The sequence below is a fragment of the Ruegeria sp. AL3 genome, from assembly GCF_056536065.1.
The window spans coordinates 957,990-971,929 of record NZ_JBQFJG010000001.1; the positions used below are offsets into that span (position 1 = coordinate 957,990).

8 protein-coding genes are annotated in these 13,940 nt (G+C 57.3%); 3 read left to right on the forward strand and 5 right to left on the reverse strand.

The genetic code is table 11. The features are described from left to right. Nucleotides 1-30: 30 nt before the first annotated feature. Both ACR3E6_RS04835 and ACR3E6_RS04840 read right to left on the reverse strand, forming a co-directional pair. Nucleotides 31-300 carry a CBU_0592 family membrane protein gene (locus ACR3E6_RS04835; protein WP_152459709.1) on the reverse strand — a complete coding sequence of 90 codons (270 nt, stop codon included), beginning with the start codon at nucleotides 298-300 and terminating at the stop codon, nucleotides 31-33. Next, nucleotides 297-860: a helix-turn-helix domain-containing protein gene (locus ACR3E6_RS04840; protein WP_480486088.1), complete on the reverse strand. Its 564-nt coding sequence runs from the start codon at nucleotides 858-860 to the stop codon at nucleotides 297-299. The genes ACR3E6_RS04835 and ACR3E6_RS04840 overlap by 4 nt, the downstream gene beginning before the upstream one ends. A 107-nt stretch (nucleotides 861-967) precedes the next feature. Here ACR3E6_RS04840 and ilvD point away from each other — a divergent pair, with 107 nt between their 5' ends. Next, entirely contained in the window at nucleotides 968-2,800 is a 1,833-nt protein-coding gene (ilvD, locus tag ACR3E6_RS04845; protein WP_171635553.1) for a dihydroxy-acid dehydratase, read from the forward strand. A 193-nt stretch (nucleotides 2,801-2,993) separates the two neighbouring features. Here ilvD and ACR3E6_RS04850 read toward each other — a convergent pair whose 3' ends face one another. Then, a complete protein-coding gene (locus tag ACR3E6_RS04850) occupies nucleotides 2,994-3,812 on the reverse strand; it encodes a sulfotransferase family protein (protein WP_171233692.1) in 819 nt (272 codons plus the stop codon). Between the two features lie 143 nt (nucleotides 3,813-3,955). On the opposite strand from ACR3E6_RS04850, the gene ACR3E6_RS04855 reads away from it, so the two are divergent. Both ACR3E6_RS04855 and ACR3E6_RS04860 read left to right on the forward strand, forming a co-directional pair. After that, nucleotides 3,956-5,533, forward strand: a complete 1,578-nt coding sequence (locus ACR3E6_RS04855) for a DUF5928 domain-containing protein (RefSeq protein WP_171724082.1) — start codon at nucleotides 3,956-3,958, stop codon at nucleotides 5,531-5,533. A gap of 331 nt (nucleotides 5,534-5,864) precedes the next feature. Beyond that, the gene (locus tag ACR3E6_RS04860) at nucleotides 5,865-9,464 is read left to right on the forward strand and encodes a flavoprotein (protein ID WP_210093183.1); all 3,600 of its coding nucleotides are present in this window, start codon (nucleotides 5,865-5,867) and stop codon (nucleotides 9,462-9,464) included. Here the strand turns inward: ACR3E6_RS04860 and ACR3E6_RS04865 are convergent. After that, the gene (locus tag ACR3E6_RS04865) at nucleotides 9,461-10,624 is read right to left on the reverse strand and encodes a hypothetical protein (RefSeq protein WP_480486091.1); all 1,164 of its coding nucleotides are present in this window, start codon (nucleotides 10,622-10,624) and stop codon (nucleotides 9,461-9,463) included. The genes ACR3E6_RS04860 and ACR3E6_RS04865 overlap by 4 nt on opposite strands. Before the next feature lie 20 nt (nucleotides 10,625-10,644). After that, complete coding sequence (locus tag ACR3E6_RS04870; RefSeq protein ID WP_480486093.1) at nucleotides 10,645-13,920, reverse strand: adenylate/guanylate cyclase domain-containing protein; 3,276 nt, start codon at nucleotides 13,918-13,920, stop codon at nucleotides 10,645-10,647. Between the last annotated feature and the right edge of the window lie 20 nt (nucleotides 13,921-13,940).

Here is a 13,940-nt window from a genome sequence, read left to right on the forward strand (position 1 = left end):
GCGGCATAGGGGTTCAAGGCTGGATAGCGCTCACTTGGCGCTGCGCAGGCGGAAATGTTGGATAATCCCAATGAGGCTGATCAGAATCCAGAACCCCTCGATCAACATTGATGCGAGATTGAAATTCTGGAGCAGGGAATAGACGATCAGCACCGAGCCCAGCAGGTTGATCACCGGAAAGGCCAGATCATCCGAGTTCATCATCCGCATCTGTGTTGCGAAATACGCGGCGACCACGATTAGAGCCCCGAAAGAGCCGATGGCGTCGACGATGGTCAGGCTGTCGAAAAATGCGGTCATGAATGGGCCTTGCCGTTCTCTACAAATTCGGTGTGTTGGGCGTAATGATGCATGTTCAGAAAGGCCGCCCCCTCGGGGCCGGCGCGATACCCGTGCGGAAGATCGGCCGCGAAACGCAACCCCTGCCCGGCCTGTAAGGAAACCCACTCGTCTCCGCGCAGGATCTCAAGCGTGCCGTTCAGAACAAAGACCTCCTCGGTCACGCCTGTCGCGTGGGCGGGCGACTCGTGGCTTTGGTTCGGCTTGAGGTTGACGTGGAATGTCTCGGCCCCCAGAGCGGGATCGAATGGAAAGACGATCTTGACCTCGATCGTGCCGGGGAAAGTTACGGTCTGAAAAACCGAAGGGTCCCCGTTCATCGTATCGATCAGCGCGCTGAGCGGCAGTTGAAACCCCTTGGCAATTTTCCACAGCGTTGCGATGGTTGGGCTGGATTCACCGCGCTCGATCTGCCCCAGCATGGCTTTGCTCACGCCAGTCATCTCGGCCACTTTCGACAGGCTCAGGCCCGATGCCGCACGCACGTCTCGCAGTTTCAGCGTTATATCGTCAGAGTCCATCTCATCGTCCCGCGAATCCTCTTGTGCGTTATAGCGCACATGTGGTACGTGCGCTATAACGTACGAACCCCAAGACATGCAACCCGAGGCAAAAGGGAAACAGCATCATGCCATTGTACCGATCCAGAACCTCAACCCATGGCCGCAACATGGCTGGCGCACGCGGCCTTTGGCGCGCCACCGGCATGGGAGACGATGATTTTGGCAAACCGATCATTGCCATCGTCAACTCGTTCACCCAATTCGTCCCGGGCCACGTGCATCTGAAGGATCTGGGCCAGATGGTTGCGCGCGAGGTCGAGGCTGCAGGCGGTGTGGCCAAAGAATTCAACACGATCGCGGTGGATGACGGCATCGCAATGGGCCATGACGGGATGCTGTATTCGCTGCCCTCGCGCGAAGTGATCGCAGATTCGGTCGAATACATGGTCAACGCCCATTGCGCCGATGCGATGGTCTGCATTTCGAATTGCGACAAGATCACCCCCGGCATGCTGATGGCCGCGATGCGCCTGAACATCCCTGCCATATTTGTCTCGGGCGGGCCGATGGAAGCCGGCAAGATCGATATCGCCGATCTGGAGGCCAAGAAAATCGACCTCGTCGACGCCATGGTCGCCGCGGCGGACGACAAATTCACCGACGAACAGGTTCAACACATCGAAGAGAATGCCTGCCCGACCTGCGGCTCCTGTTCTGGCATGTTCACTGCGAACTCGATGAACTGCCTGGCCGAAGCATTGGGCCTGGCCCTGCCGGGCAACGGCTCGACACTGGCGACACATGCCGACCGCAAAGAGCTGTTCCTTGAGGCAGGCCGCCGCATCGTCGAGATCACCAAGCGCCATTATGATCTGGATGAAAAAGGTTTTCTCCCACGCGAGATTGCCACCTTCGAAGCATTCGAAAACGCCATGAGCCTCGACATCGCCATGGGCGGGTCCACCAATACGGTGCTTCATCTGTTGGCCATCGCGCATGAGGGTGGCGTTGATTTCACCATGTCCGACATGGACCGCCTGAGCCGCCGCGTTCCCTGCCTGTGCAAAGTCGCGCCCAACACCGAAAATGTGCACATGGAAGACGTCCACCGCGCCGGAGGTATCTTCTCGATCCTCGGAGAGCTCAGCCGCGCAGGCCTGCTGCACGAGGAATGCAACACGGTACATTCGGCCACAATGGGTGAAGCGATCGCCAACTGGGACATCAAGGTCGCCAACAATCCAAAGGCGCAGGAGCTGTTCAAGGCCGCCCCCGGTGGTGTGCGCACCACACAGGCGTTCAGCCAGTCCAACCGGTACAAGGAACTGGACACCGACCGCGAAGGCGGCGTGATCCGCTCGAAAGAACACGCGTTCAGCCAGGATGGTGGTCTGGCCGTTCTGTTCGGCAATATCGCTCGCGACGGCTGTATCGTGAAAACTGCTGGCGTGGACGCCAATATCCTGAAATTCACCGGCTCGGCCTACGTGTGCGAAAGTCAGGATCAGGCGGTCAACGACATTCTCACCGGCAAGGTGAAAGAAGGCGATGTGGTCGTCATCCGCTATGAAGGCCCGCGCGGTGGCCCGGGGATGCAGGAAATGCTGTATCCGACGTCATATCTGAAGTCCAAGGGTCTGGGCAAAGCCTGCGCGTTGCTGACCGATGGTCGCTTCTCGGGCGGCACATCAGGCCTGTCGATCGGCCATGTTTCGCCCGAAGCGGCCGAAGGCGGTGAGATCGGTCTGGTTCAGAATGGCGACACGATCGAGATCGACATCCCAAACCGCACCATTCATCTGGCAGTTTCGGATGAAGAGCTGGCCGCCCGCCGCACGGAACAGAACGCAAAGGGGTGGGAGCCCGCTGCGCCGCGCAAACGTAAAGTGTCCACCGCGCTCAAGGCCTATGCCAAGCTGACGACCAGCGCAGCAAAAGGGGCTGTTCGCCAAGTCTAAACACATACGCGACCGGCTTGCCGAGGCGGCGAGCCGGGTAATCAACCGTCCTCAAGAGCTCCCGCGCCCGATCCGTACCATCGGCTTCGCCGATGCCACGTTCGACCTTGGGCCCGGCGCGCGCGCGGCGCCGGGCCCAACCGGAGGAGATGTTTCGCAAGAAATATCGACGACGGGCGGGAGCACCCCACCGTCAGTCGCCCAATTTGGCGTGGATTTCATCCAGATCGATTTCACCGATCGGCATCTTGTTCGCCGGGTTTTCGAAGTCGTATTTGAACAGCTCGAAATCCTGCTTGTAGATCTCGTAGACCAGATGCATTGACAGATCGTCAAAGTAGTCCTCGACCGGATGCGCACGTTTTGGCCCGTGCCCTTCGGATTCATTGAACCGTGGAATCTCGGACAGTTTGACCGGGTGCTTCAGCTCGACATTGTCCAGAACATCCTGCATCCCGTCATTGAACGCTTCTGTCCAGAATATCCGGTCATAGTGACCGCCGTTCACGATGAAAGTAGACACGTGGCCTGACATCGCAGACCAGTGAATGTCCGGGTCCATCGGGCGCCGCCACCGGATCGTATCACGCGCAAACAGCAGAAACCGGCGGAAGCTGGCGATCTGATCAAACTCTCCCTTGCCGTCGTCGCCGCCCACTTCGATCCCGTAGTTATAGATCAGCGTCGGCACCAGATTGCCGCGGTATCTCTTACCGTTGCGCTGAATGCCGCAGATCTTGTCAAAGAATGAGCTGAGGATGCGGGTGTAGGGATTGCGCACGCAAGTGAAAGAATAGGACGCGTGATTGCGCACATTGTTCGAGATCAGCTCCTGGCTCTGATCAAATGCCCATTTATGCATGCCGTCCTTGGCATCATGGATATCACCGTCGAAGAACTGACCATGATCCGAGAAATACATGATCTGACCAATGGTCGAGCAAGCACATTTGGGCACCACGCGGTACACCATGCTTTCGCTCTCGGTCATCCAGGTACCGGGAAACCCCATCTGCTGTGCCTCCTGCGCTGGCCAGGTCTCGATGCGATACGCCAGCTTTTGGTAACAAAGAACCAAAATTATTCTGTTTATTCAATCGCTCATCCTCAGTATCACGGTTGAAATCAGGCAGAAACGGATATTGCGTAATCTCAATGGCAAAAGTCGCCTATATATTGCTGTGTCACAAGGACCCTGAAGCCATCATTGCACAGGCCGAACAACTGACCGCTGTCGGCGATTGCATGGCCATCCATTTTGACGCCAGCGCCAGCGCCAAAGCCTATGAGCGCATTCGTTCCGCACTGGATCAGAACCCCAATGTGACCTTTGCAAAAAAACGCGTCAGATGCGGCTGGGGAGAATGGTCGCTGGTCCGGGCCACGCTGAACGCCCTGGAAGCCGCCGTGGAAAATTTCCCCCGCGCCACACATTTCTACATGCTGTCGGGTGACTGCATGGCAATCAAAACCGCTGAATACACGCACCGTTACCTCGACGATAACGACAAGGATTTCATCGAAAGCCACGATTTCTTTGAAAGCAACTGGATCAAGACCGGCATGAAGGAAGACCGGCTGATCTATCGCCACTACTTCAACGAGCGCACGCAGTCCAAGCTGTTCTATGCCGCCTATGAATTGCAAAAGCGCCTCGGTCTGACGCGGGACATCCCCCAAGACATTCAGATGATGATCGGCAGCCAATGGTGGTGCCTGCGTCGCAGAACCGTCGAAATGATACTGGATTTCCTGCATCAGCGCCGGGATGTGATCCGTTTTTTTTCGACCACGTGGATTCCTGATGAAACCTTCTTTCAGACGCTGGTGCGTCACCTGATCCCAAAAAACGAGATTGAAAACCGAACGCCGACATTCCTGATGTTCTCGGACTATGGAATGCCGGTCACGTTCTACAATGACCACTATGACATGTTGCTGGGCCAGGATTATCTGTTCGCACGCAAGATCAGCGCCGAGGCGCATGAGTTGAAGGCCCGGCTCGGCTCGCTCTATGCCAGTGAGGGCGTCGATTTCCCGATCTCGAACGAGGGGCGCAATCTGTACGCGTTTCTCACTGGTCGCGGGCGTATCGGCCGCCGGTTCGGACAACGCTTCTGGGAAGCCGGGAGCGTACTCGGCCCGGAACGGGAACTGTTCGTGATCGTCTGCAAGAAATGGCATGTCGCCAAACGTCTTGTCGATCAGATCGCATCTGAAACGGATATTCCTTGCGTTGAATACCTGTTCAACGAAGAAAATACGTTGCTGCCGGATCTGGGCGGGATCGACTCCACACTGACCAAGCGCTCTCGTCACCGGCGTGCCGTTCTGCGCCTGTTGTTCGACAGTTTCGGGTCGGATCAGCTGGTGCTGTGCCTTGACCCGGCCAATCTTGACGCGCTCGAGGATTTCTGTGGCGACCAGGCCAAAACCCACGTGCTTGAGATCGAATGCGAATACTCGGACGACTATCTGATCGGCCACGCGCGTCGGGTCGGGCTGGCCGGAGACAACAGCCCAACGGAAACCGTTGCTTCCTTGCTGCCGACCCTTCGCAACGATCTGGGCTATGAATCCGAACGGATCCGCGCTGCCCGGCTGGACAATTACCTGCGCCTGCGGGAAACGGCCCCGCGCGCCGACAATGAAGCGGTTATTGCCAAGTTTCTTGGGGTTGGTGAAGACAAAGCCCAAGCCGTCATGCAGTTGGATTACCTTTTCCTCGACTGATCCCCAAAGCCCTTCACAGATTGTCTGCCCGAAGGCTGGCACCCGTGACCCGCGCAATCCAAATCGCGGATGGCAAGTGTTCCGCCATGCAAGGCAGCCGCAGCCGCTGCAACTGCACTCGTGATTTTTATTCAATTATCGGATACTGTGCAGCCAATTGGGCCATTTTGTTCATACTTTTTCCATCAGAAACACGGCCCTTGCCAGAAACAAACACTGAAAACAGGCAGGTCTTTTATTCTGAATGACCGTTGTCCGAGCTTCGAAGAACCAGAGGCGCTGGCGGACCGAAGATTGAAATATTGCAACGCAACTCCGGGGGGACACAGTTGTGACCATAGATCAAATTTCCAAATCCAGACCTTACACCCCAAGCGACGCAGACTGGAAGATGATATATGATGTCCTTCCGGGTAAGGCTCAGATCGCCGACCCAGCCGTCATCAACCCACAATTCGAATGTATCGAGGTGACCGGAAACGCGGTTCTGCCAGCGAACGGCATGTATATCGTGCTGCGTGGCGTGGTTCAGCTGCGCCAGAACGGAAATCCATTGGCCAGCGCGGATGTCGGCGATTACTTCTATGAAGAACACCTTCAGATCTCGGATATCCCTGTCAGCCTAGAAGCGCTTGCGCTGGATGGAACCCGGTTGGCGTATCTGTCCAGCCAGAACTGGCTTCAGATACCAGAGAGCGTTCGGCAACCCTGTTTTGCAACGATGTTTGGTGATCTGGTCAGCGTTCAGTTGCAGAATTTTCAGCAGCCGATCAATTGTTGCAGTGTCACGGCGGCCGCTCTCAGCATGTCGGCGCTGGGGTTCAGCTGCGAAGTGAATGACATCTTCCGCGAATGCGCATTGCCCTCGTCCTTTGTCGTGAACGACGGAATCTCGCTGGGCGAGCTTTTTGACGTCGCCTGCACCTACATTCACACGCAGGGGCTGCGCGAGAGGGTTCAGGTTCAGGCCTATTTCATGGACGCAGACACAACCAGTGTGCCGCTGCTGCTTGAGGCGATCGACGAATCCAACCGGCTGGGCGGTGACAACGACATTCTGGTCGCTAATTTCCAGGTCGGTCTTGCCCATGGCAACGAGACTATGCCCGGCGGCCATTTTGCCGTCATCGCCAAGTGCAATCCAAGCACGGGGCTGGTGCATATGATGGATGTGCACCCTGAGAAATACGGCAAGCTTTGGGTGACAACCGTCGAACGGTTGTGGCAAGCCATGTCGGATCGTGACGGAACCTCGATGCGGTCCCGCGGCCTTTTGCGGTTTTCAGCACGGGCCGCGGTCAAGACGCACCTGAAGACCTTCAAGCAGCGGTGCAATTACGTCGACAGCACACGTTATCTGGCGAAAGATCCCAAGAAACGCCGCAACCTGTTCCGCCGGGCAACGCCCAACATGAACTCGATCGGCGTTTTGGTGGAAAGCCTCGCCATTCACGGCGACTACAGGGTGGACGAGGACGAGTTGCTGCGGGCGGCCCAGGTGTCCTTCACGGATACTGTCCGCCGGGTCGCCACCGCCAAAGACATGCACGACATGGTCGAAAAGTATATCAGACAATCCGAGAACCTGCATCTGAGCAGTTCGTTCCAGAGCTTTGAGACCCGCGACGACAAATCAATCCAAACCCCCGAAGACTGGTTCAAGGCGCAGTTGAAAAGCCTGACCCCCGACAGCAACCGTCACCTGATGATTAACATCGACTTCAATCGCGTCACCGGGATCGAGGCGATCCGCCCGCCGGACAACGTGTTCCGGGAAACTGCGTTGCTCGAAGAGTTCTGGTGCCTGTGCATAGACTATGACGAGGATGAAGACGTTGTGACCATAGTCGATATGAGTCCGGCAACCTCGCAGGTCTGGCAAGCGCCGCGGGGCAACATTTTCCGCGGTCTGCGGGATCTCGAAGACCCTGCATTGCTGGTGATCGAAGAGGTCGAGCCGCCCGAAAACCCAAGCGATGTTGCCAGCATCATTAAGCACAATACGATGGTTCTGTTCTACGAGGACGAGGACCCGTGGTCCTATATGCTGCGCAGCATTCTTTCGAATATCGGGGCAACGACCGTCAAGCAGATCGACGTGGGCGGGCGTGATCCCAATATGATCAGGATGCGGCGGCAACTGGTGACGCTGGGCGAAAGACCGGACGTGCCGTATTTGTTTTTCAAAGGGAAATGCATCAGCAAAAGTGAAAAGCTGGAAGACATCGTAGACATGATCCAGGCCGGTGAATTGCAAGCCAGAATGCGCAGGGAAGGGCTGCCGGTATCCGAACTGAATGAAACCCCAAGCCTTGAGAAGAACCCGTTCGGCTATCCCAAGGGGGTGATGAATCAAGTGAACGCCGGAAAGCGAAACGTATTGCTCTGCGCCTGCGGGTCATCGGCGGCGGACAAGATCCCCGAGCTTGTCGAACGCATTGTCGACGCGGGGCATAACGTGAAACTGATCCCGTCTGTTTCGGCCGAGAAATTCTTTCGGGATTTCGGCGCCGAACGGATCGACGCCAAGATCACCCACAATGACTATTACCGCGACGATGACGAGTGGAATTTCCGCTATTTGAATTTCGACATGCCGGTGCGCGCCTCGCATCTGGCACTGTGTGACTGGGCAGATTGCGTCATAGTGGCCCCCATCACCTGCAACACGATGGGCAAGGTTGCCAATGGCATCGCCGACAATCTTTTGACCTCGGTCTTCGTGGCATGGCAATACCAGAAGAAACCCGTGATCCTCTGCCCCGCGTGCAATACGAATATGTGGAACAATATCACCACGCAGAACAACGTCGACAAGCTTAAGACGCTTGGGGTCGATTTCGTCGGACCGCGCGAAGGTCGCCTGTCGAACGGCCGGATGGGCATCGGCATGATGGCAACGCCGGACCAGATCATGGAAGCTTTGGCGGATGCGTTCGAGGAATTGGACGACCAGAAGTATCGCGTCTGCAAATGGGCGCGCGAGGCCGCTGCCGCCGATGACATCAACGAATGGAAGCGCGTGTTCCGCGCCATCGACGAAGGGGTTGTCGGGGTCAACATCGTGGACGAGGCCCATGGAGATTCACTGTTGCACTATGCAGCAGGCGGTGAAGGCGAACTGGGCGAAAGCGGCCATGATCTGGGCAAGCCGGATTATGAGGCCGCCCAGAACCTGATCGACAGGGGTATCGACGTCAACATTGTCAACGATCACGGATTCAGCGCATTGCATGTGGCGGTGATGAACAAGGCACCGAAGATGGTGGAAATCCTGCTGCGGGCCGAAGACATGGATGCGACCTCGTGCATCGAATTCGTTCAAAGCATGCAGATCGAACCGGAAATCCGTTCCATGCTGGACGCCTGGGCGCAAGATCACAACCTGAGGATGGCAGACCCCGAACAGGGGCGTGACGAAAGCTTCGTGGCGGTGAACGAACCCTCTTACCTGTATTTCACCTATGGATCACTGAAGCAGGGGTTCCCCAATCATGACGCACACAGCGCGGTCCTGAATGAATTCGTGGGAACGGCGCGCACCCGGCAACCAATGCCCCTGATCATCCCGAAGGAACCATTCTGCGACAATCCCAACTGTGGGTATCTGCATCGCATGGCAACCCTTGTGGATCAGCAGGGGATGGGCAAGCAAGTGGGTGGAGAGGTCTACCGTGTCACCGAATCCGGCCTCGGCGAACTGGACAGGCTGGAAGGGTATTACGGCCCCGGCTCACCCGAGAATGTCTATGTGCGCAAGAAAATCAACGTCGTCATCGAGGGTGCGATGAAACCCGCATATGCCTATGTGATCGCTGATCCGGAAAAATACCTGAAAAGCTGGCGCGAGGGTACATCCGAAGTGGTGAGCGATTACACGCTGGACATGGCGCAGGGCGAACCCAAACCCGGGTTTGAACCCGTGGCCTAACAATCCCGCGTGCTGATCGGTGGCGGTTCCGAGCTGTCCTTGATGCCGAGGTTATAGGCCGTGATCGCCACCATACACAGCAGCACGAAGGGCCAGAAACTGGCCTTTGGGATCAGGTTGTCTCGATAATGGATGATCCGCAGCGACGGCACCGCCTCTGAGGCGAACAGGTACGTATTGATCGAAACCGCCAACAGCATGAAATACATAAGGAAAAAGAATGACTCCATATAGATCACGGGCGATCCGGCGAATCCTTCGCGCAGTTGCACATGGGCCAGCAGGATCACGAAGAACAGAACCGAACAGGTGCCGATCACGCTGGACGTGCTGAAGTCATGCCGCTCGACCAACCCCTCGCGGCGCGTGACGGTCATGACCGCACCGAACAGCAGCATCACCACGACCAGCAACGGGATCATGTGAACGATGAACGCGTTTGCAAAATTGCGTTTGATGACGAAGTTGTAATGCAACTCGGGCGTGTTGGTCTGGTAAGCGTTCTGCCGGATGCCCAGCGTCGTATCCAGTTTCGACAGCTTGTAGTCGAAATAGGTGTTTTCTCGCTCCCACGTGCCCATCACGATCCGGTTGTCGATCCCGAAAATGTCATCCGATCCGGTCGCCGGATAAGCCTCGAAGTCAGGAACCAGCGCGATATTGACCTCGAAAGAAGCGGGCGAGAACCGCACCCAAACCGTTTTGTGATCGAAGGGATAGCTGGTGTAGTCGAAGCTCTGGCGCAGGGTTTGTTCAAAATACCAACCAATCAAGACGCCGTCGGGTTGCGACAAGCGGTATGCCTCTTCAACAAGGCCGTTTGCCGTATCGACCGCTTCGGGCAGAAGAAACCCAACCTCACCTTCGGCAGGAAGGATCGCATCATGTTCCTTTGCTTTGTAGTGCTGCCAGATATAGCCGGTAAGCCGCACATCGCTGGCGCCCAGAAAGCTGAATGACTTTATGAAAATCCCCGTTCTCAAACGATAGTCCGGCGCCACGTCAAATCTGCACAGATACGCATCTACCGAAGCCTGATCGGGCAGCTGCGTCAGGTCTTCCTCGAAATGGTTCAGTTCGATCCAAAGCTTGAGCAACAAGGCGGCCAACCCAAAGGTCAGCAGGCCAGAGATAAGCCAAACCTTTTTTTCGACGCTCATTCAGCCTCCTGCCTTGCCGCCTAACTGGTCAGAAAATCCGCGCGGCCCAGCAAGGATTGGGTAATGCCCATCGCGGCAAAATGCTCGGTCATACCGGCAAAACCGCTATGCTCTGACGGTGGAATATTCTTCCTTCCGCTCTCGGCCAACAGCCGTGTTTGACGAATGGACAGGTCCACCATCGGCAACGGCTCGTTCCTGGTGAACGCGGCAAGGTCATCCGCATACTCCATTGCGGCATCCCAATCACCACGCGCCAGCATGACGGCGCTGGCATCGGGGAAAAAGTGCAGATGGCTGTGGCCAACACATCCCTCGGCGATGATCTCGGAACCCAGTTTCAAAAGGCGCGTTTGCTCATCCGGGTCCGTTTCGGCCATCGCCAGGGCTGACAGGGCCTTGGGTCCAACAAAGTTCCGGCCATGTTCAAGCGCGATTTCGACTGCTCGCAGACCGGTTTCACGTGCGCGCCCGACCTGTCCGGCATAAACCTGCGTTCTGGCCAGATGTTCCAACGCCTGCGCTTCAAGGCGTTTTGCGCCCACGCGCTCTGCGATTTCGGCCGAAACGCCAAAGGCTTCCAGCGCACGGTCGAGACTGCCCAGAAAGGTCTCGGCCACACCAAGGCATGTTTGCGCGACACATTCCGGAACGAAGGCGAAATAGGTCTGCGAGATTTCAATCGCCTCATTGGCATCTGCTCGGCCCTGCCCGACATCGCCAGTATAGCTGCGCGCCACGCTGAGATTGTGCAGATTGGCCGCAAGGTCCCGAACCAGCCCTTTTTCGCGCGCCCGTTCAGCGGCTTGGGTATAGAACCCCGCCGCCGTCTTCATCGAGGCTTTCATGAAATTGGCGTCGCCAAATCCACTCAGCGCCCCAACCTCAAGGCGCGGGGATTCCAGCTTGCGGGCAAGCGAGAGCGCCCGCTCGTTGGCCTTCAGCGCTTCTTTGTTCCGGCCCAGCGGGAAATAGACGTTGCCGCGCACATAGCTTATCTGGGCCTCATCTTCCTCGGACCCGCAGCGCTGTGCTGCTGCCTCGGCCGTGTCGAGCGCTTCCAGTGCGTCCTGATACAGGCTTGCTTGCCGCGCCGCCTGCGCAAGCCCGATATGGGCCCGGGCGATTTGTTCGTCTGTTTCAGCCAAACCGGCGGCGTCTTTGAACTCGTCCAAAGCTTCGTTTGACAACCCCTGCAACCGATGGGTTTCGCCCCGCGCGCACAGCAGGTCAAATCGGACACCCGCCGGGGACGGCAATTCCAAAGCACGCTCGATCAGCGGGCTGGCATCGTCGAATCGGAAGGCTTGTATCAATTTGTCGGCTGCTTCCAGATAGGCTTGCGCCGCGTTATTGGCCCCGGCCCGGTCCAGATGCTGGGCGCGCAAGGTTGCATCCTTGTCTTCGAACCACTGAGCCGCCTGCCGGTGCAGGCGGGCGCGCTCGGATTTGACCAGTGTTGCATAGGACCCGTCCCGGATCAGCGCGTGGGTAAACATGAAATCGGGCCCTGCCTCTCGGATCAACGCCGAGCGGATAAGGTTGCTGGTATCCAGATGGCCTTCACCCAGAATGAAATTCAGAACTTCGGGCGAGAACCGTTGACCCAGAACCGATGCGGCCTGAATGGCGGTTCGGCTGGCGCGATCCAGTGCGTCCAATCGCGACTGAACGATACCCTGAATACTGCCCGGCACAGTTTCCTGTTTGAGCACATCCGTGTTTCGCAACAGCTGCTCCAGAAACAACGGATTTCCACCGGCGCGCTGGACGCAGGTTTCCAGCAAGTCGCGATCGATGGCCCGGAACTCTTCGACCAATTGCCTGACGTGCTCTTCTCCCATCGGTGCCAGTTCCAGTTTTGACACCAGCGCGCCATCCGTGGCCATCTGCCAGTTCCTGTCGATCGGATCGCCCTCGGCCCGGCTGGTCATCATCAACACACAGGGCGTGTTCCGCGTCACCGCGGCGATATGAGAACACGCCGCCAGGATGTCGGGCGTCGCCCAGTGGATGTCTTCAATCTGAATAAGCAGGGGCGATTCCCGACTGCTGGCGGAAAGCAGCTCCTCCAGCACCTGACGCCGCCCCCGCAGACGGGTCTTGTTGTCCATCACCGCATAGACCTCGGCCAGGCCCTGATCCTGCTCGAGTTCAAGCAAAGCATTGAGGTGCGCAGCGTTGGAAGGGCTGACCCAGCCCTTGGTAATGGCCTCTTTTGCAACGGCCGCCCCGGTTTCCGCCCCGTCCGACGCCTCAAGCCCCAGAATGCTGCGTGCAACGGTCTGAATGGCTGAATGACCTTCGCGCGCGCCGAAATCCATCACAACGCCGTTGTGGATCGTGTAGGACAGGCTGGTCGCCAATTCCGCCACTTGCTCGGACAGATGGGTTTTTCCAATTCCGGGTTCGCCCAGAACGATGTGCACTTCACCTTTTCCATGGCGTTGGCATCGGTCGAATGTGGCCGAGAAAATCGACATCTCACGCTCGCGCCCGATGAACTTGTGCCGTCTCGTCCGAATGTTCCTGGCCAGCCGGTCCAGACGCCAGACCTCAACCGGCTCGTTCAACCCCTTGATCGCCTTGACCCCGATGGAGTCGCCCACGAACAACGGGCCCAGCGCGCGTTGAATGTCATGTGAGACCAGAGTCTCGCCGCCCCCTGAGATATCTGTCAGCCGAGACGCCAGATTCACCCCATCCCCTGTCACCGTATATTCCGTATGCGACTGGCTGCCTGTCGTACTGGCGATGACCTGACCCGAAGAGATACCGATATGACAGGACAGCGGCGGTGATAACGTCGGAAGAACCGCATGAATTTCAGCTGCCGCCCGTGCTGCCCTTTCCGTGTCATTGGTATGTGAGATCGGCGCTCCGAAAACGGCCATGACCGCATCACCGATATGCTTGTCGATGCGGCCGCCGTATTTTTCGACCACATTGTCCACTTTGCTGAAGAACTGGTTGAGCAGCGCGTGCAGATCCTCGGCATCCAGCTTGCTGGACATTTTCGTGAACCCGGTCAGGTCCGCAAACATCACCGTGACCTGCCGCCGCGCAGGTTCGTGCGGCGCTGCGGGTTCAGGCTCTGCGGCGATCTGCGCGGAATCAAGTTGCTCGATGGCACGCAAAAGCCGCCGACGATCGCCGACAGCGGTCACACCGATTTCGATCAGATCCTCGGCCGTCAAATCAGGCAGAATGGAAAAGTCGATCTTATTATCAATGAAGGCCTGCGCGTACTCGTTTAATCCATTTGCGCTCAACCAGCCCCTCAGATCTTGAGACATATCGCCCCTCTGAAGTCCCC

Bases quoted from the DNA above. Each gene is read 5' to 3' on its own strand.
- ACR3E6_RS04835 (WP_152459709.1), bottom strand. From the start codon at position 300: ATGACCGCATTTTTCGACAGCCTGACCATCGTCGACGCCATCGGCTCT.
- ACR3E6_RS04840 (WP_480486088.1), bottom strand. From the start codon at position 860: ATGGACTCTGACGATATAACGCTGAAACTGCGAGACGTGCGTGCGGCA.
- ilvD (WP_171635553.1), top strand. From the start codon at position 968: ATGCCATTGTACCGATCCAGAACCTCAACCCATGGCCGCAACATGGCT.
- ACR3E6_RS04850 (WP_171233692.1), bottom strand. From the start codon at position 3,812: ATGGGGTTTCCCGGTACCTGGATGACCGAGAGCGAAAGCATGGTGTAC.
- ACR3E6_RS04855 (WP_171724082.1), top strand. From the start codon at position 3,956: ATGGCAAAAGTCGCCTATATATTGCTGTGTCACAAGGACCCTGAAGCC.
- ACR3E6_RS04865 (WP_480486091.1), bottom strand. From the start codon at position 10,624: ATGAGCGTCGAAAAAAAGGTTTGGCTTATCTCTGGCCTGCTGACCTTT.
- ACR3E6_RS04870 (WP_480486093.1), bottom strand. From the start codon at position 13,920: ATGTCTCAAGATCTGAGGGGCTGGTTGAGCGCAAATGGATTAAACGAG.